The following is a 19,263-nucleotide window of genomic DNA, read 5'->3' as shown; positions in this document are numbered from 1 at the left end:
AAGAGGGGGAACCGGATGGAACAGGGCCGGGCGCGCGGCGTCAGGGAGCGGCCAGCGCCTGGGCCAGCGCTTGATCCAGTTGGGCCGCAGTCGGCACGAACGGCCGGCTCAGATTGTCGATCCTGATGCGCGCCGGGTTCACGACCAGGTCGGTGGCCGGGTCCGTGGTCGCGAGCGTCAGGCGCGCGAGCGGCAGCCGCGCCAGCGCCAGCAGGTCCGCGGTCAGCGCCGGCGCCGACCAGGGCGCATCGAACAGGTGCAGCAGCCGCAGCCGCAGCGTCAGCCGCGCGCGTTCGGCGTCGGCATCGGCGGGCAGGTCGGCGAGCGCCTGCTGCTCCTCGACGCTCAAGTCCGGCAGCGGTCCGGCGGCGGCCCCCTGCACCGGGCCGTGCAGCGGCCAGGGGCCCAGGCGATCGAGCGACACGGTCGGGTCGAGCAGATCGAGTTCCAGCAGCACCGCGTCGGCGATGCGGCTCGGCTGCACCGGGTCGGTGCCGAGGTTGAGCTTGCGCGCGAGCACCGGTTGCAGCCCGACCGGGCAGTCCTGATAGCGCGCGAACACGCCCAGATGCAGCCGTTCCGCGGCGGCGTCGAAACCCCCGCGCAGCCAGTCCGGGTCCTGCGCCCGCAGCCATTCGCCGAGGTCCAGGCAGTGCGTCTCGTGCAGCAGCAGCTCGCGACCGAGGCCGTCGAGGCCGACGCCGGGGGCGACCAGCAGCCGGACCAGTTGGTTGGCGTTGGGCGTCGCACTGCTCACCGGATCGATGCTGACGCGCAGCCCGGCAACGGTGCCGGCCCCGTGCAGCCAGTACTGCGCGCGGGTCACGCGGCGCCGGTGATAGGCCTGCTCATCGCGGGTCGCCTCGAGCCCGAGCAGCATGCCGGCCTCGAACGCAACCCGCCGCAACGGCTCGGCCAGGGCCGCGTCGGTGCGCAGGGTGGTGGCGTCGCTGGCAGTGGTCATCGGCAGTCTCCGGTCGGGTCGTTCGCGTCAGGCACATCGGAGGGAGGCGTTGGGTGCGGCGTTGGGGGCAACATCAGGCCACGCCTCCCCGCGCGTTCAGGTCGCGCGGCGACAGTGCCACCGGGTTGGTCAGCACCCCCTCGTGGCCCAGCCAGGTGTCGTCGAGCGTCGCGCGTCGCGGCGGCGGGGTTTTGGTCAGGAAGCTGTCGATCTCCAGCAGTGGCGCCAGCCCGAGCACGAACGGTCGGTCGGTCTCGATGATCCGCGCGCACAGATGCGCTGGCAGCTCGGTGGCGAGCACCGCCTCCACCGCGCCGCGCCGGGCGCGGGCGGGGCCGTGCAACAGCACGCTGACGCGGTTGCTGTAGCGATCGAAGAAATCGGCGACGATCCCGGCATCGGCGGCGACGCTGCCGAGCGGGGCCTCGGTCGGCGCGCCCGCGGCGACGACCGCTGCGTCCAATTCGGGCGCCAGCGCCGGCGCCAGCAGGGCCAGGAACTCACGGCTCGCGCCGTCGGCCAGGATCAGGCTGTCGCCGACGATGCTGTTGCCGCTCTCACCGGTGCCGAGTGTCAGCGGGTGGTCGCGGTCGTCCAGGTCCAGCCCGAGGATGGTCGCGAAGGTGCGCCGCAGCCGGAAGTGCTCGACGATCACGACCTCACCGCGCGCGACCCCGCCGTCGGTGGCGATGTCGAGCGCCAACCGCAGCCCCGGCCAGGTGCCGCGCCACTGCTGCACCAGGCAGCCGCTCGCGAGCAGGCGGCGCGCACGCGCCTCGGGCCATGCCGGTGGCAGCCGGATACCCAGCGTCGCGGCCAGCACCGGCAGCAGCGCCGACGGGGCCGCGTGCGGGTCGAGCAGGGCCTCGGCGGCGGCGATGCGCCCCTCGATCGGCGTCAGCAGCCCCTCGCAGGCCGCGAGCAGGCGCTCGCGGACATCGGCGCCGTTGGCCGGGCCGGTCGCGGCGCCACTATCGGCGCCGGTAGCGTTGTCGGTATCGGCGTCGGCGCGCGCCGCCTGCTGCCGGAACAGCGGCGGCAGCCAGGCCTCCTGATACGAGAAGCGCGGGGCGTAGATGCGCAGCGCATGGATCGCGGGCGTGTGCTGGCCGTCGCCCTCCATCAGGATGCGCAGTTGCAGATAGCGCCCGGTCAGCGTGCGCACGGCCCCGTCGCGATGCTGCAACAGCACCTCGAACAGGCCGCTCTCGCCAGGCTTGTTCGGTGCCAGCGGGGCGTGAAACGGCAACTCCGAGCCGAGCGGATTCCACAGCGGCGCCGGCTGCTCCGCATAGGGCACCGCCCTGCGGTTGGTCGGGTCGTTGTAGGCCTTCGCAAACAGGCGCAGCCGACAGCCGGGCGGGATGCAGCCGTCGACGTAGACCCGGTGCCAGGGGGTGTCCGGGCGACCGGCATCGAGCCCCGCACCGCCCGGGCCAAGCCGCAGCGTCACCTGCGCTGCGGTCGGGAACGCCGGGCGCGGCAGCGCCGACAGCAGCAGCACCCGCGGCCCGGCGTCGCTGCGATCCGGCGCCCCTTGGTAGTAGATCGCCCCATCGACGTTACCGACCAGCCGCGGCGAGGCGGTCGCGTGGCGCGGATAGCGCTCGTGCACCAGGCGGGCGGTCCGCACACCGGTGGTCGGATGTTGCGTGAGTTCGAGCACCGGGCAGTCACGCTGGATGAACCGGACATCGCCCGGCTCACGCGGGGCCGGTGCGGCGAGACGCCCGTCCGCGAACACGCCGAGATCGACGGCGTACGGCATCGCGGTGCCCGCGGGGAGCGCCGGTGCCACCACCGGCCAGTCGGTCCAGGGCAACGCCGGGTCGGGGTCGCGCGGGCGGGTCAACACGCGCTGGGTGCCGAGGCCGGCGCCAGGGACCGCATCGCCATCGCTGGGCCAGCCCGGCCAGTCCTCGGCGAGCAGGTAAAGCGTCCGGGCATCGGTACAGAGCGCGAGCGGGCGCAGGTCCGCCGGCAGCGCTCGCGTCCATTGCGCGGCGAACGGGTGCGGCGTGATGATCGCAGGCTCGAAGCGCAACGGCTGGCGCCGATAGGGCAGCGGCAGCGGACCGCCGGTGCAGTAGACGAGCGCGCCCGCGGTCACGCACCAGACCGCGCCGTCGGCGTCCACGCAGGCGCGCACCGGCGCCGCCGGGAGTTCCGGCGCGAGCGCCTGCTGCCAGCGCCGGCCCAGATGGAACAGGATCAGCCCGTGGCGGGCGGCGCCGTCACTATAGCCGACCACCAGCCGCGCATCGTCGGGCGTGCCGCCGAGCGCGAGGTCGACCAGCCGCGGCAACGGGGCATCGGCGGCGGGCGCGGGCGCTGCGACCGGTCGCAACGCGTCGTCGCGCAGCGGCGCGAAGCCAAGACCGGCAGCAACCACCACGTGATCGCGTTGCAGGCCGGTGCCCGTGTCGGCGGGTAACTCAGATCCAGGCGCGACCCGCGCGACCTGGCCGAACGGGTCGCGCACCAGCGCGCCAGCACCGGCCCAGGCCGCACGCGCGGCGGCAACCGGCACCTGCGGCAGGCGTAGTTGCTGGGCCTGGCGCAGCGTGAACGCGCCGCGCCGGGCGTCCCAGCCGAACGCGGAGGAGCCGTGCGCGAACTCCGCAGGCTCACGCAGCAGAAAGTACGGCGTGCCGTTGACGTCCATCAGCAGAGCTCCGGGATCACCGGCGCCGGGACGATCCGTGGAACCGTATCACCGCCGGTGCCAGCCCCGCCGGTCGAACCGCTACCGCCGAGCCCGGGCACCGCCGGCCCAAGCCCGGCAGGCAGGCCCGGCGTCCCGCTGGTGACGACGCTGACCCCGCGCAGGTCCGGCACCGCGAAGTCGGCGAGGTCGAGGACCGCGTCCTCACCGAGGGACTGCCAGAGCCCCTGCGCGACGTTGAACAACACCAGCGGCCCGACCTCGCGCACCCCGGGCACACGCCCGACTCGGGTCGCGAGTTCCGCGCCACGCACCGCGCCGCCGAACGGCCAGCCACTGCCCTCGCTGCCGCCGGGCGCGAGCACCCAAAGGTACTCGACCAGCGCCTGGCGCACCGCGGCCAGGGTCTGCTGCTCGGTCGCCGGGTCGCGCACCCGCACCTGCACGCCGACCGCGAGCGGGATGTACTGCGGGCTCAGCACGTAGAGTTCGGTGCCGAGCACGACGCGATCGACCATCCAGGTAAACAGGTCATTCAGCAGCCCCTGCGTCGGTCGCGGCGTCAACCCGAGTTCCGGCACGCCAGGCGGGATCACGAACAGGCTGACGACGCCGGGCACGTCGCGGCGCAGCGTCGCAAGGCTGCTGCCGGGCAGCAGGCCCGGGATCAGCTCGGCACGCGCGACCGGGTTCAGCGGGTTGCCGGTCGCCAGCTGCCGAAAGTCCGCGGCGGTGACGGCGCGGTTGCGATGGGTCAGGAATTCGGGGATGCGCCGCTCCGCCTCGGCGACCGATTCGGCGTCGCGCCCGCCGCCGAGCGCGCGCTCCTGGCGCACGCTGAGCCGGCTCGCCCCGGCCACGGTGGTCAGGGACTTTGCCGGCAGGTTGCTCGCGATGCCGCCGCCGTGGCGATAGTGGGCGATGCGGATGCGGCGGCGCTCCGGTGGGCGGCGCCCGTGCTGCCCGTCGCCGAAGTGGACCTGCCCGGCCTGGGCGTCGAGCCGGTAGACCGGCGCCGAGGCGGGGCGCCCGGTCAGCACCTCGACCCGCTGCCAGGGCGCCCAGGCACCGCCGTCCTCGACCTCGAGCGCGATGCTGTCCGGGTCGATGTCGCGGTCCGGCAGATCGATGACCTGACCGGGCCGGCCGTTGCCGATGCCAACGATCAGATCGCGCCGGGTCGCCTGGCCGACTACCTCGCAGCCGTTGATGCCCAGATAGCCGAGCGGCAGCGCGGGCTCCTCCGGGCAGTGCAGCCGCAGCCAGCCGACCACGCGCGCCGGTGGCGCCGTGCCGGGCAGTTCCGGCGGGCGCGCGCCGACTCCGGCGAACAGCGGGTCCGGCTCCAGCAGCGGCTGGAACAGGTCGGGGTTCGGCGGCAGCCGCAGCCGGACGACCCCGGCGCGGCGCCCGCCGCCCGAGCTGTCGGCGAGGACCTCGATTGGCACCACCAGCAGGTCGTCGGGATCGCGCTCGCCGTCACCGTCGCCGGTTGGATTCTCGGTCAGCAGTTCCCAGACGAGCACCCGGTCGCGCAGGTTCTCGACATCGGCCAGTTCACCGGGCACGTCGGCGAGCGGGGCCAGCGCGAGGTTCAGCGTCTGCCCCGCGAGCGCCCGGCGCAGCTCATCCATGCGCCCGGCCAGGTCGCGCGGGGCGAGGAGCGCCAGATAGTAGTAGCCATCCAGGCTGGTGGTGAGCGCCAGCGGCTCGCGCTCGGGGGCGAAGACGCGCGGCTCGAAGGGCTCGGGCGACTCATCCGGCCCCAACCGATGCTGATCGCGCAACACCTGCTCGCTCAGCCCCATGTCGGCCAGCGTCGCGGCGTCCACGCGCTGCTTTATCAGGGTCACCAGCGCGAGCGGCGTCGGGCGCACCTCGCCGATGGTCGTGAAGGTCTGCCCCGCCCCACTCAACTGGCTGCCTTCGGGCACCAGCGCCGCCAGTTGCGCCCCGCGCAGGCCGCCATCGATGCAGACCAGCCCGCGCGCCGGGCGGGCGGCGCGCAACGGCACCGCCAGCAGGTTCAACAGCACGCGGCGCTGGCGCTCCGGGATCAGGTTGGCGCGATACAGGATGGTCTCGGTCAGCCAGGCGAGCAGGTCCACCAGCGCATGCACCGGGTCGCCGGGGGCGAGCTGGGTCAGCTCCGGCAGGGCCGCGCGCAGCCGGGCCTCGGCCTCGGCGACGAGGTCATCGAAGCGGCGGTCGTCCAGACTCGGGACCGGTAGCGGCATGGTATTGGCTCCGCGGCGGTGGGATGGATTGGCGGTGAACCCTGGCTCGGGTGCGCGGGCTCAGCGCCCGCCGCCGGCCAGCACCAGGTTCAGGCCCAGGGTCTGCGGCACGCGACCGTGGCGCAGCCGGTAGCGCACCTCGATGTGCACCGTCGCCGGGTCCTGCGGGTCGGGCTCGACCCCGACCCCGAGCACGACGACGCGGGTCTCCCATTCACTGATCGCCTTCTGCACCAGACTCGCGATCAGCGCGCGCGTGGTCTGGTTGTTCGGCTGATGGATAAAGTCGAGCAGCCCCGCGCCGAACTGCGGGCGCATCAACCGCTCGCCGGGGCGCGTCAGCAGGATATTCAGCATCACCTCCCGCACGCTCTCGTCATCGCGCGCGAACGGCAAGCGGCCATCGGTGGCGATACCGCCGAGCGGCCAGCTTTGGATCAGGGGCAGAACGCTGGTCATCGTGTTTCCTCTGGTCGGCAACAGCACATACTCGGAATCGGAATCGGAATCGGTATCGGTATCGATACCGATTTCGTTGGTCTTGCTGCTTTCTTACTTCATCTTCGGAAACGGCAAACAGATCTTCACCCAAGGCAGCCAGAAGAAGATCATGTTCAGGATCATCACCATGATCATCAGCAGGATCATCGCGACCAGCGTGATGATCGGCAGGCTGAAGGAGCAGATCATCTGCACGTCGAGACCGCCCTCGGCCGGGGGTGCCACGGCCAGGTCCGGGCCCACGCCCTCCTCGATGTTCAGCGCATCGAGCATCCGCGCGGTGTCCGGCGGCACCAGCATCGCCGCGCCCTTCGCCAGCCCGCGCTTGAGGTCGCCGAGCCCCGGCATCTGGATCAGCACCGGGCGGCTCGCGTCCGGGTCGAACGGGGCGGCGACGCGGAACGGCGCGCTGCGCACCGTCGGCGCGGCCCAGGTCAGGCGCTCGCAGCCGGCGTCATCGACCGCGCGCACAAACGGGATCACCTGATAGAGGTCGTCCTGGGTCTGCCGGAACTTCGGGATCGGCAGCTCGGCGCCGGTGCGCCGCGCCTGATCGAGCAGGCGCTGCCCAAGCAGCAGCCGCCACTCCTCGGCGTCGGCGGCGGTGATCGCGAGCGACAGGCCGGCCAGGTCGCCCTCGCCCGAGGGGTTTGGCAGCCGACCGAGCAGCGCCGCGGTCGGCGTGCCGCCGGCCGCATCGATCGCCTGTCGGCGGTCCGCAAGCCAGGCGGCAAGCGGGTTGTCGATACCGGCGGCGAAGCAATCGGTCAGGTATTCGAGCAGCGTGAAGCGGGGCAGGCTGGGCGGGACCGACAGCCACTCATCGAACCCGCCGGTGGCCCTCCCGGTCGTCCGCCCGATGGTCCTCCCGGTCGCCTTCCCGGCGGACATCCCGGTCGTCCTCTCGGTGGTCCTCTCGGAGGTCCTCCCGTTCGCCTTCCCGGAGGTCCTCCCGGTAGTCTTCTCCGTGGTCATCTGGGACCCGGGCGGCTCAAACAGCAACCGTTCCGCCGCCGCCGCCAGGTCGTCGTTGAGCGGGTCCGGGCCGACCCGTCCCGACTCGCCCAGGTGATAGCGATTGACCAGCAGCTCGAGCCACTCGAAACAGGCGCGCGACGGCTGCCCGTCCGCGACCAGCGCGCCATCGCCGGTCTGCCAGTGCAAATTGGCGCGACCGCGATGCCCGAACGGCCAGGTCAACCGGTCGCGCTCGGCGGCCAGCGCGGTGTCCTCGTCGGTCGGATCGAACGGGTTGCCGGGCGCGAGCGACTGTCCGCCGAGCGGCAGGAAGCCGTAAAGGATGGTGTGCGGCCGGCCATCGGCATCCGTGACCAACACCGGGTGCAGCGGGTGGGTCTCCTCGCCGGTATAGGCCGGCGTAATCCCGACCGGTGTCGCCCGGCGCGCGTTCCCGGTCGCGTTCCGGCCGACCCCGGCACGCCCCCGTTCGACCGCACCGCGATTGGCCGCGCCCCGATTGGCCAAAGCGCGACGCTCGGCGCGCCGGGCCGCGACGCGCCGGCTGGGGTCCGGGTCAGGCTCGGTGGCGGGCGCATCAGCGCTCACCGGGGCGCGCTGCCAGCCCAGGGGCTCGCCGTCCTCGATCATCCAGCGTGCATCCACGGCCTGCGGTCGCAGGTCCGCAAGGGCCTGGGACCCGGCCTCGACCGCCGCCAGGTCCGCCGTGCCCCGGGCGTCACTCACGAGCCGGTCGGTCGTGACGGACAGGGACACCCCGCCCTGCTGCAACCCCTTTTGCGACGCCGCCTGATCAGCCGAACTTTCTGCGCCAGGACAGCGGGACGCCGCGGGCTTGAGACGCGCCCGCAGCGTCGCGAGCAGGCCCGCCGCGCGCTGCCCGCCGCCGTTCTGCGCCAGCGCGGTGGCCGGTGCTGGCGCCGAGCCGATGCGGCGACGGATCACAAAACCCGCGGAGCGGATGCGCGCGGGGTCGAGCGCCGGTCGCGAGGGTTGGTCACAGACCAGCTCACAGGCGACCAGGTAAAAGGTCCGGTGCACCGGCAGGCGCAGGATCAGCTCAGCGCCGTGCGGGCTGAACCGATCCGACTGCCACCAGGACTCGCGGCTGGGGTCGATGAGCCGACCGCGGGTCAGGTCCGTCAGGAAGCGCGGGATGAACTCGGTGTCCAGATAGCGGTGCAGGCACAGACCGTGATCGGCGTCGCTCGCGTAGAACGGCGCGGTGAAGGCCACCGGATGGTTGGCGCGAGTGCGGGCCTGATGGGGTCGCAGGGGCATCGGCGGCTACCAGATGTTGCCGGCGCCCGGCGTGTAGGAGGTGCCGACGACGGCATTGGTGATGACGGTATCGGCCTGCACGACGCCGCTGAACTTCGACATGCCGGCATCGACCTTGACCATGCCGGCGCTGATGTTGACCGCGCTGGCCTGCACATCGACGCTGCCGCCGGCCTGGATGCTGATCGGCCCGCTGGACTGAATACTGATCTCCGCCGGGGTCAGCGTGACGCTCTGGCCGCCGCGCGTGATCGCTATCTCGCCGCCTTCGCCGTCGGTGATGACGACGCTGTAGCCGGCCGGCGTCGTCAGCGTCAGGCTGGGGCCGTCGCCGTCGTCGAGCTCGACGACGACACCGGCCGGTGTGCGCAGCAGGTACACGTCCTCGACCGGATCGGCCTCGACCGGGGCCGGGTCGGCGCCGCACCAGATGCTGCCGAGCACCAGCGGCAGCTCCGGCGCGACGAAGGCGACGACGACGATCTCCTGCTTGCGCGGCAGGCAACTGACGCCGTAGCCGCTGCCGGCGGAGGCCGTGACGACGCCGGCCCAGACCTCGACCCCGAGGGCGAGCAGCAACACCTGCACCCGTCCGCGACCGTCCGGGTCGGCGTTCTCGATGACCCGCGCCAGGTGCAACGCGTTGAGTTCGCCGGGGGCGTGGCCGCCGAGCGCACCGGTCGCGCTCATTGGTCACCCCCGAAACCACTGCGCGCGAGGCGCAGATGAGTCTGATAGCCGTCGCTGGCGTCGAACCGGTGCACGCAGTGCACCACCCGATAACGCCCGGCGAACCGCGGCGTGGTGCCGGTCAGGTCCACCTCGCGGCCCGGCGCGAGCTGCGGGTCGCCGACACAGCGGGCCGCACCGGCCACGAAGCCGTGCGCGCGACGGTCGAACTGGCCCTGCGCATAGCCATCGGCCAGCCCCTGGCGCCACGGGAACGGTCGCGGCAGGGGCTCCACCGCCGGCCAGCCGAGCGTGCCGAGCACCGCCGCCGCATCCTGCCCGCCGCCGGCCTGGGTCGGCGCGCCGGCGCTGGCCGCGAGGTCCTCGTCGGCAGTCGGGTCGAAGCCGCTGATGCGCACCTCGCCGGGCTGGTGCGCCAGGTCGGCGATCAGGCGCAGGTCGAGCGCGTTGTCGTTGGTGTCGAGCACGATCGGCGCCGGGTCCGGCGCTTCGGCGCGCGCGCGCAGCGTCTCGCCGTCGAGCCGCAGCGCCATGCCGAACGGTGCCATGAGCCGGAACAGCAGGCCCAGATCGCTCTCATTCAACTGGTGCCAGGTGGCGCTGACCGCGGAGACGTTCGCGTCGGCGCTCAGGCCCTCGTCGCTCGCGATCGTGCCGATCACCGCGTCCAGGCTCTGGTCGTCGAAGCTGCGGCTGCGCCGCTGCCGGGCCAGGCGGTGCAGGCGGTCCTGCGCCAGCAGCACCAACCGCGGCGCCCCGCCACCGTAGCGCTCCTCGATGGCCGTGATCTCGCCGGCAAAGACCTCGACCGGCGTGTCCTGCCCGAACGCGATGCTGACCGCAGCGCCGAGTGCGACATCCAGAAAACGGTAACTGGGCCCCGGATCGTCATCGGCGGCGCCCCAGAAGACCAGTTGCAACTCGGCATGGGCCATGCCGTGTAGCGGTCGGTTCACGGTCAGCGCGCGCAGGCCCGCATCCAGATCGACGCGAACCTCGCCGTCGATGCGAAGTTGCGGGCGGGCGCTGACGAACGCGGCGTCCATCGGCTCAGTCCACCAGCAACCGCGCGCGGCGCTCGCGGATCAAGTCGAGCGTCGCGGCAAGCGCGCCTTCCTCGCCGTCGAGCGGGGTCAGCGTCGCGCCGGGTGCCGCGCGCCCGCCTGGCGCGAGCCCGCTCCCGGCGTCGCCGAACCCCCCGGCGTCGCCGGGAGCCTCATCGGACAGCGTCAGTTCGAACTCATCGATCAGCAGTGGCATCAGTGAATCCCAGGTTCGTTGTCGTTGTCGAAGTCTCCGCTGCTCCGGAGGCACTTACCCGCGGCTGAGCCTCGGCGCTAATCACCAAAGAGTTACCGATTGTTCTTGAATCGTCTCTTACCAGAGTCATCAGTCGAAGCCGACGCTGTTGCTCGCCCGAACGCCAGCCTCGATACCGACACCAAGGCCTGGACGCGGCAGCCCGGCACCCGCTGAACCCGGCGCGACGGGGCTAACCGGCATCCCCGGCGGCGGCCCGATCCGCGAGACCGCCGCCGGTGAGAAGGCGCCGGGGATTTCGGTGCCGAGCGTCGCCGAGGCGCCGAAGCTGAAGCCGGGGGCGCCGATGTCGGCCTTCGGGCCGGCAGTGAGCGAACCACTGGCGCCGATTGCGGCCTGCGCGCCGAGCGCTGCACTCGCGGTCTGACCCGGCACCGCTAGCCCGGCCGGGGCCGGCTGCCGCGGCGACTCCTGGCCGTTGTACATGGCCGTATCGCGCCAGGCGCGCTCGTCCTGCCCGGCGTCTTTGTTGGCGGTCGACGCGGTATCGGCGCCAGCGCCGCCGAAGGTCGGGGTCTCGCGGGCGGACTTGCGCGCCGCCGACTGGCGGAACTGGTAGCGGTCCTCGTTCAGCTTGATGCCGAGCGTCGCCCGCAGCGGCGTGCCCTCGGGGGAAAAGAAGTCCAGCGTCTCGTCGTAGCTCGCCATCATGCCGACGAACTCGAAGGCGCCCCACTGGAACAGGCAGCGCTTGGGGGCAAGCTGCTGGTCACCGGACTCGCCCGGCTTCATGAAGGCCTCGGCGATCGCCTTGGTCTTGAGCCGCACATCGGTGTCCTCGATGCTGGTGTCGAACTGGAGTTCCACGGTCAGGCTCGACGTGCTCTTGTCGACGAATTGCGCGGCGCTGCCGTTGTCGGCATTCTCATTCGCCTTCAGCGCATTGGACAGCGCCACCTTCAGCGTCATCGGGTTGAACTGCACGTCGATCGCGGTGGCCGGATCGCCGCGATCGGCCGGGCCTTCGACCGGAAACAGCTTGGCGTGGGTGGGTTCGGTCATGTCACCCCCCCGGCCTGACCAGTTCAAGCCCCTCATGGACCAATTGCAGCTCCTCGATGGCCACCTGATTCGCCGTGGCCGAGAGGTCCGGACCCTTGAACTTGACCGGCAGCACGTTGGTGAGCTTAAACGTCATCACCGGCGCCGGTTCCCCGCCACCGCGCGGGTTGCCGAGCACGCTGATCTCGCCGCGCAGCCGATAGCCGTAGTTGGCCCCGCGGGTAGTCACATCGAACCAGGCCCACAGGTCGTTGATCGTGGTCACGCCGCGTTTTAGCGTCACCGCGCTGAAGCTGGTCGGCCCGCTGCGCTGCAGCGCGCCCCAGTTGCGCCCGCCCTCGGTAATGGTCTTCGGGGTCATCGTCACCTCGAGCCCGGTGACCTCGCTGAACTGGCCACCGCAAAGGATGCCGCCGCTCTCGGCGCGATTGGCTTCCGGCGTATCCGCGGCGGTCGCACCATCGGCCTTGTCCGCCGAGAACAGCGTCACCAGAAAGCGGAACGGGATGAACAGCTCAGTCATTCAATACCCCGGCGCCGGTGCGCTCCTGCAGCAACCCGGCCTGCCATTCACCATGGCGATTGACGAAGCTGAGCCGCAGGCGGTCGATCGGGAAGGCCGGGGCCAGCTCGATGTCCCAGGCGATGATGCCGGCACCGGCGACGCCCTCGCGCAGCCGAAAGCCCTCCTCCGGCAGCGCGCCGCGCAGCGCACCCGCCGCGTGCAGTCCTCGAAACAGCTCTTCGAGCAACAGCCGCGGGCGCGGGTCGCGCGGATCGAGATCGAACACCAGCCGGTCGCCCAACGCGCGCAGGCGCCGCAGCAGAAAGCCGATGAAGCGCACCACCTCACCGGCACGCCAGCCGTCCCAGCGGGCCGGGTCGGCGGCCACGCCCCAGGCCGGCAGCCCGACCGGCAAATAGTCATCGGCGTGCAGCGCCGGCACCGCGAGCCGTTCGTCTTCCAGCTCCACGCGCCCGCTGCGCTGCACCAGCACGCCAACGCCGGGGGTCACCCGCAACGCGGCGACCGCGCTCGGGCCGACCGGTGGCCAGGGCGCGGCATCGGTGACCAGCGCGCGACCGGCGACCGAGCGCCAGGGCCCCTCGGCGCGCGCGACCGCGGCCATGCGCCCGGCAATGACCCCGGTCGGGCTCGCCAGCGCAAAGCGCGGGCCGCGCAGATAGGGCCACAGCAGTTGCACGCGCTTGAGCGCGGCCCCGGCGCGGGTACCGCGGTCGGCGGTGAGGGCGGCGGCGACCGCCGGATGCAGCGCTGGCATGCCGGCCGCCGCCGACCAGGTCAACGGCAGCGTGTGCAGGTACTGGCAGTCCGGGCGCCAGGTCGCGAGCGTCGCGGCGATGCGCCGGATCAGCGTGAGCGAGCAGGCGGGCTCATCGGCGTCGGGCTGGGTCTGCCCGCGGTCGGGGATCTCGCTGCCGTGGCGGCGCTCGCGGTGATCGTCATCGAGCGAGACGCCGCAGGGCACGAATCGCGGCGCTGCGTTGGGTATGCGTACCCGTGGGATTTCGGGGAGACCGGCGGCGATCAACAGGCGCTCCAGGTCCGGTGCGGCGATCACGGCGATCTCCGGGATCGGCAGCAGCGTCGCGAGCCCGCGCAGGTCGAGCGACCGAAGCAACGACAGCGGCCCCACCGGCCCGAGCTCGTCACAGCCACCGGGCGCCGCGGGGTTGGCGACGGGCGGCGGCGCGAGCGACAGGCTCCGCGGCTGAAAGCCGGCGCGGCCCTCGCCGGGCGGGATGCGCACGATCCAGAGCCGCTCGCCACCGTTCGCAAAGAAGTCATCGACCGCCTGCGGCAGCCAGACCCCGCTGCCCGCGAGCAGGCTGCGATGGCCGGTCGGCTGATCGTCGGCGCGGGCATCCGGGAAGATGTCGTCGAGCTCGGCGCTCGCCGCGAGCGGGATGGGCAGGTGCTCCAGCGCCCGGATGCGCGCCAGTTCGTCAGGCGTGACGCTGGGGGGTGTGAGCCCGCGGGGATCCAGGTGATCGACGGCCTCGCCGAGCCCGGCCTCGCGCATCAGTGCCCGCGCGTCCGGTCGTAGGCGGTCGAGCCGCACCGCGCCCGGCAGATGGCCGAGCAGCGCCGCGACCAGCGCCGGCTCGCGCCGACGCTTTGGTCGCGGCGTCAGGCTGACCCGCCCGCCCATCAGTTGCCCGGCACTGGTCATCGGCCCTGCCCTGCCCGCTGACTGCGCGGTACTGGTTGCATTGCGGTCGGCTGCATTGCAGTTGGGTGCATCGCGCTCAGGACTGCTCGATGTACTCGACGGCGAGCACCAGCTCTTCCATCGCGACATCGCTGCCGCCCTTCGCGGTCAGCGTCGGGCCGGTCCACTTGATCGGCATCGCGTTGAACAACTTCCAGGTGACCACGGCGCTCTGGCTGCTGGCGCTCTCGGACTTGAGTTTGACCTCGACGTTGCGGCGGGCCGTGAGGTCCCCGGCACGCGCGAGTTCGAGCCAGTCGTAGAGGTTCTGCGCACCGATCACACCGCGTTTCAGCGTCACGTCGCCGGCCTTGTGGATACCGGGCACCTTGGACACGTAGCTGACCGCGGCGTTGCCGTTGCGGTATTCGGCAACGGTGATCTCGGCATTGAGGCCGGAGACCTCCGAGAAGCCGCCGTAGACGGTCCCCTCGGAGCCGTCCCCGAGATTGACCAGGTAATTGAACGCACCGTAGGGCGTTTCTCTGAATTCGGGCATCGGGTTACCTGCCTGACAGTTGATATTGTGTTAATGGTTGGCGGCACGGTGTGTCGGTGAAGCTGCAATCGAAATCGAAATCGGTATCGGCATCGGTATCGGTATCGGTATCGGCATCGAAGGCAGCATCACCAGCACAAGGTCAAGGCATGTCCATCGCAATCGCGATTTCGATTTCGATTTCGATTGGGAATTTGTGTTTGCCCAAGCGCTCTCGCGCCGACCTTACGATTACGACAACGAACTCTCACCCATCCGCAGTCTTCTGCCCGACCCGGAAGATCACAAACTCGGCCGGGGTCAGCGGCGCGACGCCGACCAGGCAGACCAGCCGCCCGTTGTCCAGATCGTTCTGGGTCATGGTGCTGCGATCGCAGCGCACGAAATAGGCGGCCTTCGGTGAGCCGCCGAGCAGCCGACCGTTGAACCATTCGTTGTACAGAAAATCCTCGACCGCGGAGCGCACGTTGGCCCACAGCCGCTCGCCGTTGGGCTCGAACACCACCCATTGCGTGGACTTGTCGATAGAGCGCTCCAGATACAGAAAATAGCGCCGGACGTTGACGTACTTCCACTCCGGGTCGCGGACATCGAGCGTGCGCCCGCCCCAGACGCGATGGCCGCCACCGGGGAACGAGCGCAGGCAATTCACGCCGTTGGGATTCAGCAATTCCTGCTGGAAGCGGTTGATGTCCTGCGCGAGGCGCAGCGCACCGATGATGGGCTCATTGGCCGGGGCCTTGTGAACGCCGCGATTGACATCGGTATTGGCATAGATGCCGGCGATGAAGCCGGCCGGCGGCACGGTGATCTCGGGCCGCACGCCGGTCGGGTCGCTGGTAACGATCCAGGGGTAATACAGCGCGAGGCGGTTGCTCGGGAATTGCGAGGCCAGCTCGCGGACCTCGGACAGCGCCATGCCCTGACGCGAATCGACGATGCCGACGCGATAGCGCATCCGGTTGCAGTGCGACCACATCGCCGAGACGACGCCCTGGTGGCTCTCCGCATGCGCGGCGGCGGCCGGGCACATCAGGATGCTGACGTCCTCGATGTCCTCCAGCGCCGCGAAGCCGGTGCTGCCCTGGGTGATGTCGGTCTCGCCGGTGTAGTCGGTCGCCACCGGGGCTTCGCCGTCGCTGCCGGTGCGAAGTTCGATCAGATAGCGCGGGCCGTCGCCGTTGGGCTCGACCGGCACGCGGTAGCGGGGCTCGAACAGGCTGTCGAGGGCAGCGAGGACCAGCGCACGGGTCGTGGCACCGGCGCCAATGGTGCAGCGGATCGGACGGATCAGTTGCTGTTCTCTGCGTTCCGGGCGGGCCGGCAACAGCGCCCCGAGGCTGCGTTCACCGGTCGGCGCGATGCTGAGGTTGCCGATGGACCAGACCACCTCGCCCGGCCCCCCGTCGGTGCCGCGGCGCCGCACGTCGAGGTCGAAGTCCTCGCGCAACTGCACTACTGCACTACCGGGTGGGCCGGCGGCGAGCAGCGACAGCGGCACCGCGATGGGCGCCGCGACGCCGACGTTCGGGCCGCCAGCGGCGACCGTAAACACCGTGCCGTCCGCAGTCAGCGTGCCGCGCAGTGCGCGCAGTCGGCCCCAGTGGGCGGCGCCGGTATGGGCCGACAGGTCGAGTTCGCGTGCCAACCGGAGTTCCGCCTCGTCCGGCGCGGCCGCCGGGTCCAAAGGCCCACTGGCGGGTGGCCGCGCGGTGATTCGCGTGAAGGTGATCTCCGTGTCCGGGCCATTGACGAGCGCGGCGGCCATCAGCGCCCCCTCCTCACCGGCAGCAGGCGCCAGCGCGGTGGCCGCCACGACCCCGATCGCCGCGGTGATCACGGCCCGGTTGCCGACGATGCGGTAGCGCGCGCCGTCGCGGGTGACCAGGGCCTGGATCGACAACGGAAAGCTGGCGTCCGGCACGTCGCCGTCACCGAGAGCGGCATCGCGCACGCCGATCGGCAGGCCAGTTGCGGTCAGGAATGCGGTTTCCCCGTCGGCGAGGCTGGCCGGGTAGTCGGTTTGGAGCAGGTTCGCGCTGTTGCGCCAGGCCAACTCCAGCCAACAGTTGCCGGCCGCCCCGGGGAAGCGCGCATGGAACCGGACATGGTTGTTGGCGTCCGCGCGAGTGGCGAAGGTCGGGGCGCCGGGCGCGTTGACCGCGCCATCGCTGTCGGTGTCATTGACGTGACGCGCAACCCGGACGACGAAGAGCTGCTTGCCGCCGTTGTCGAAGAAGGCCCGCGCGGCGATCGCGGTGTGGTTCAGCACGGTCGGTGGGTTGTCGCCCGCGCCGAGGGCCAGGTCCGCCGCGTCGCCGAAGACCTGCACGAACCGCGCGAAGCTGGTCGCGACCTCCGGCTTACCACGCAGCGGCCCGGTGCGGGTCGGGCCGACGATGCCGGCGACGCTGGTGCCGACCCCCTCGATGGATTTGGCGCGGAAGCTGACTTCCTCGACGAATACGCCTGGGGCGAGATACTCGGGCATCACCGGTGCTCCTGAGGCTGGGGCGGCTGGAACGGCTGGGGGTTGGCCTGGAATTCAAACTGAAGTCTGGTCATGACGGTTGGGGTCGCTGTAATGCCGATGCCGATAGCGCTACTGATCAGGCCGCCGGTCGCAGCGCCAGCAGGCGCGGTACCGCATCGGGGATGCGCTGCACCTGCCCCGGCACGACGGCAATGGCCAGCGTGTCAGCGAAGGCGCTGGCGGCGATCGGTGCCGGATCGGGAGCCGGATCGGGATTGGGGTCTGGCGGCGGCACCACGGCGAGCCGCATCGCTGTCAGGGCGACGGGATCGATTGGGCTTGACGGCAGCGCGGCGAGTTCGGCCTGCACCGACATCACCGCGGCATAGGACGCGGTGCCGGCCGGCAGTGGCGGCAGCCGCCACAGCGACAGGCGGAAGTCGCCGTTGGCATTGGTCTGGGCACGGAAGCGGCGGATGTCGCCGACGCCGACGGTGACCGCGACCTCGATCAGCGCCCAGGCGACCGGGCGCCGCGGATTCGTCAGAAACGGGTCCGGTCCTGGTGCTGGGGCTGGTGCCGGGGCTGGGGCTGGCTCCGGCAACAAGTCGAAGCGCAGCGAGCCGACCAGGCCGCCACCACCGCCGAAGCGGGTGCCCTGCGGGCTGGGATAGAGCAGCAGGTCGTGCCCGGCGCCAGCCCCGGCGCGCAGCGCGAAGCGACGCGGCTGGAAACTGCCGACTGGGTCGGCCACGACCCCGTGCAGGTCGAACAGGTCGCGCGTCTCGTCCACCGCCGGTCGCGCGCGCTCGGCAGCACTGGCCAGGCCCGGCACGATGTCCTGGGTCGGGCGGCGCCACAGGGCGGTGCGCCCCGGCTTGTGCAGCCACACCAGGTCCGGCGGCGGATCGTCGAAGGTGACCACCACGGGCCGGGCGAGGAGCGCCATATCCGCAAAGGCGTCGGGGTCCGGCGCCGAGGTGGCGTCGCGCCAGCGCAGCAGGTCACTGCCATGGCGTACCAGCGTCTCGAGGACGCGCACCGGCCCGGTCGCCGTCATCCGGCACCGCCCGCCGGACCCGGCAGTTCTGGTCGACCGATCCGGGCATCGACGCCGCCAACCGGGAATGCGCGGGTGCCGATGTCCGGCCCCTCGCTGATCGCCGGCGCCAGCCGCAGACGCACCGTGCGCACGTCATAGGCCACCGTCAGCGTGTAGCTGGCCTCGAATTGGTCCCACAGTCGCAGCAGGTCCTCATTGCTGAGTTCCGCCGGGATCACCGCCAACACCTCCTCCCGGTGCCAGTCCCGGTCGCCGTCCTGGAGTATTGCCGCGTCGAGATGGGTGTAATTGGCCAGCTCGATCATTGCCCAGGCCATCAGGTCGGCCTCGTGCTCGGCACTGGTGGCGTTGGCGATCAACAACAGCTTGAGGTTCACCGGCAGCTCGGCGTGCAGCGTGGTGCCGTCGCGACCGGGCACCGCCAGTGGGCGGTTGCGACCGAAGGCGTCAACCTCGATCCGGTAAAGGTATAGCCCCAGCAGATTACCGCTGAGCGCGCTGCCGAGGTCGCTGCTGCCGAGCAGGCGCACCCGGGCGTTCATCGTCCCCTGCTGCCATTCCGCCGGCAGCCGACGCTGGAGATGGGCCTCCAGGGCCAGCAGGGTGCCGCGCACGCCAGCAAACGAGGCCATGATTCAGGCGACCCCCGAGCGTTGGTTCGCAGACGGGCTCATCGACGCGCGCTCGGGCCGTTGCGGGTCAAATTGCGGGTCAGGCGGTGCAGCGCGGACCGGGCGATGGTTGGCTGATGCATGCTTGGCTCGGTTGTCGATCTTTGTGTCAACTGTTGGCGGAGCGAAGGGTGAGCAGGTGTTTCAGGGATCGGGCGCCCTATCGGGATCAGGCTCGGGGTCGTGATCGCGGGGCGCGGTGCCATGCACCTGCGCATCGCCAGCGCGCGCAGCCGGTGCCGACGCGCCCCGCCGCAACCGATAGCGCGGTTGCCCATCGGCGCTGCCAGCGGCCTCGACCAGACGGCGCGTCACCAGGCGATCGAGCGCAGCGCGCACGTGCGCCCGCGTCTCGAACAGCCGTTGGCGGGCGATCCACCATTGCGCGATACCCTCCACCGTGTCCGCGGCGTTCGGGTAGCGCTGCAGATATCGCAACACCTCACCGGCCAACCGCTCGATGGTCTCGCCATCGGCATCGGCGATTGGGACGCCGACTTCGAGATCCCCGGCGAAATCGGAATTGGCGTCCGTGCGTTGTTCCGGACCGGGATGAGGGCCGGAATCGCACGTGAGATCGTCGCCCGGTGCCGCCGGCGTCGGTCCGGTTGCCGCATCGGCAGCCGTGGCCACGGATAGGAAATCCAAGCCCCCCTGAGTGACCAGGTTGGTTTGGGAGAGAACC

16 protein-coding genes are annotated in these 19,263 nt (G+C 71.3%); all 16 read right to left on the bottom strand.

All coding sequences use genetic code 11. The features are described 5' to 3' along the window. Positions 1-40: 40 nt before the first annotated feature. Positions 41-964: a hypothetical protein gene (locus ML01_RS23215; RefSeq protein WP_058557774.1), complete on the bottom strand. Its 924-nt coding sequence runs from the start codon at positions 962-964 to the stop codon at positions 41-43. A 73-nt stretch (positions 965-1,037) separates the two neighbouring features. Next, a complete protein-coding gene (locus ML01_RS23210; RefSeq protein WP_058557773.1) occupies positions 1,038-3,629 on the bottom strand; it encodes a phage tail protein in 2,592 nt (863 codons plus the stop codon). After that, complete coding sequence (locus tag ML01_RS23205; protein WP_058557772.1) at positions 3,629-5,866, bottom strand: baseplate J/gp47 family protein; 2,238 nt, start codon at positions 5,864-5,866, stop codon at positions 3,629-3,631. The genes ML01_RS23210 and ML01_RS23205 overlap by 1 nt, the downstream gene beginning before the upstream one ends. Before the next feature lie 60 nt (positions 5,867-5,926). Beyond that, complete coding sequence (locus ML01_RS23200) at positions 5,927-6,325, bottom strand: GPW/gp25 family protein (RefSeq protein ID WP_058557771.1); 399 nt, start codon at positions 6,323-6,325, stop codon at positions 5,927-5,929. A gap of 93 nt (positions 6,326-6,418) precedes the next feature. Continuing rightward, complete coding sequence (locus tag ML01_RS23195) at positions 6,419-8,626, bottom strand: hypothetical protein (protein ID WP_058557770.1); 2,208 nt, start codon at positions 8,624-8,626, stop codon at positions 6,419-6,421. Between the two features lie 6 nt (positions 8,627-8,632). Then, positions 8,633-9,316 (bottom strand): phage baseplate assembly protein V, encoded by a 684-nt coding sequence (locus ML01_RS23190; protein WP_058557769.1) that lies wholly within the window; start codon positions 9,314-9,316, stop codon positions 8,633-8,635. After that, the gene (locus ML01_RS23185) at positions 9,313-10,362 is read right to left on the bottom strand and encodes a phage late control D family protein (RefSeq protein WP_058557768.1); all 1,050 of its coding nucleotides are present in this window, start codon (positions 10,360-10,362) and stop codon (positions 9,313-9,315) included. Before ML01_RS23185 ends, ML01_RS23190 begins: the two co-directional genes overlap by 4 nt. A 4-nt stretch (positions 10,363-10,366) precedes the next feature. Then, on the bottom strand, positions 10,367-10,576 hold the full coding sequence (locus tag ML01_RS23180; RefSeq protein ID WP_058557767.1) for a hypothetical protein: 210 nt from the start codon (positions 10,574-10,576) through the stop codon (positions 10,367-10,369). A gap of 129 nt (positions 10,577-10,705) precedes the next feature. Beyond that, entirely contained in the window at positions 10,706-11,638 is a 933-nt protein-coding gene (locus ML01_RS23175) for a hypothetical protein (RefSeq protein WP_156427937.1), read from the bottom strand. 1 nt (position 11,639) lies between these two features. After that, positions 11,640-12,161, bottom strand: coding sequence for a phage tail protein (locus ML01_RS23170; RefSeq protein ID WP_058557766.1), 522 nt, complete (start codon positions 12,159-12,161; stop codon positions 11,640-11,642). Beyond that, positions 12,154-13,833, bottom strand: coding sequence for a hypothetical protein (locus ML01_RS23165; protein WP_058557765.1), 1,680 nt, complete (start codon positions 13,831-13,833; stop codon positions 12,154-12,156). The genes ML01_RS23170 and ML01_RS23165 overlap by 8 nt, the downstream gene beginning before the upstream one ends. Positions 13,834-13,909: 76 nt before the next feature. Continuing rightward, complete coding sequence (locus tag ML01_RS23160; protein ID WP_058557764.1) at positions 13,910-14,371, bottom strand: phage tail protein; 462 nt, start codon at positions 14,369-14,371, stop codon at positions 13,910-13,912. 247 nt (positions 14,372-14,618) lie between these two features. Then, positions 14,619-16,862 carry a phage tail sheath subtilisin-like domain-containing protein gene (locus ML01_RS23155; RefSeq protein WP_058557763.1) on the bottom strand — a complete coding sequence of 748 codons (2,244 nt, stop codon included), beginning with the start codon at positions 16,860-16,862 and terminating at the stop codon, positions 14,619-14,621. Between the two features lie 118 nt (positions 16,863-16,980). After that, positions 16,981-17,904, bottom strand: coding sequence for a hypothetical protein (locus tag ML01_RS23150; protein WP_058557762.1), 924 nt, complete (start codon positions 17,902-17,904; stop codon positions 16,981-16,983). Beyond that, on the bottom strand, positions 17,901-18,539 hold the full coding sequence (locus ML01_RS23145; RefSeq protein WP_058557761.1) for a DUF4255 domain-containing protein: 639 nt from the start codon (positions 18,537-18,539) through the stop codon (positions 17,901-17,903). The genes ML01_RS23150 and ML01_RS23145 overlap by 4 nt, the downstream gene beginning before the upstream one ends. Before the next feature lie 183 nt (positions 18,540-18,722). After that, positions 18,723-19,263: hypothetical protein (locus ML01_RS23140; RefSeq protein ID WP_216819257.1), on the bottom strand; the 541-nt coding region annotated here is incomplete at its 5' end.

It is taken from the genome of Thiohalocapsa sp. ML1 (assembly GCF_001469165.1).
In the GTDB taxonomy this organism is placed as follows: Bacteria; Pseudomonadota; Gammaproteobacteria; order Chromatiales; family Chromatiaceae; genus Thiohalocapsa.
Note: the sequence above shows the minus strand (reverse complement) of the source record. Positions and strands in the feature narration are given on the sequence as shown.

Bases quoted from the DNA above. Each gene is read 5' to 3' on its own strand.
- ML01_RS23195 (WP_058557770.1), bottom strand. From the start codon at position 8,626: ATGCCCCTGCGACCCCATCAGGCCCGCACTCGCGCCAACCATCCGGTG.
- ML01_RS23160 (WP_058557764.1), bottom strand. From the start codon at position 14,371: ATGCCCGAATTCAGAGAAACGCCCTACGGTGCGTTCAATTACCTGGTC.
- ML01_RS23150 (WP_058557762.1), bottom strand. From the start codon at position 17,904: ATGACGGCGACCGGGCCGGTGCGCGTCCTCGAGACGCTGGTACGCCAT.
- ML01_RS23145 (WP_058557761.1), bottom strand. From the start codon at position 18,539: ATGGCCTCGTTTGCTGGCGTGCGCGGCACCCTGCTGGCCCTGGAGGCC.
- ML01_RS23215 (WP_058557774.1), bottom strand. From the start codon at position 964: ATGACCACTGCCAGCGACGCCACCACCCTGCGCACCGACGCGGCCCTG.
- ML01_RS23190 (WP_058557769.1), bottom strand. From the start codon at position 9,316: ATGAGCGCGACCGGTGCGCTCGGCGGCCACGCCCCCGGCGAACTCAAC.
- ML01_RS23205 (WP_058557772.1), bottom strand. From the start codon at position 5,866: ATGCCGCTACCGGTCCCGAGTCTGGACGACCGCCGCTTCGATGACCTC.
- ML01_RS23200 (WP_058557771.1), bottom strand. From the start codon at position 6,325: ATGACCAGCGTTCTGCCCCTGATCCAAAGCTGGCCGCTCGGCGGTATC.
- ML01_RS23165 (WP_058557765.1), bottom strand. From the start codon at position 13,833: ATGACCAGTGCCGGGCAACTGATGGGCGGGCGGGTCAGCCTGACGCCG.
- ML01_RS23155 (WP_058557763.1), bottom strand. From the start codon at position 16,862: ATGCCCGAGTATCTCGCCCCAGGCGTATTCGTCGAGGAAGTCAGCTTC.
- ML01_RS23170 (WP_058557766.1), bottom strand. From the start codon at position 12,161: ATGACTGAGCTGTTCATCCCGTTCCGCTTTCTGGTGACGCTGTTCTCG.
- ML01_RS23210 (WP_058557773.1), bottom strand. From the start codon at position 3,629: ATGGACGTCAACGGCACGCCGTACTTTCTGCTGCGTGAGCCTGCGGAG.
- ML01_RS23180 (WP_058557767.1), bottom strand. From the start codon at position 10,576: ATGCCACTGCTGATCGATGAGTTCGAACTGACGCTGTCCGATGAGGCT.
- ML01_RS23175 (WP_156427937.1), bottom strand. From the start codon at position 11,638: ATGACCGAACCCACCCACGCCAAGCTGTTTCCGGTCGAAGGCCCGGCC.
- ML01_RS23185 (WP_058557768.1), bottom strand. From the start codon at position 10,362: ATGGACGCCGCGTTCGTCAGCGCCCGCCCGCAACTTCGCATCGACGGC.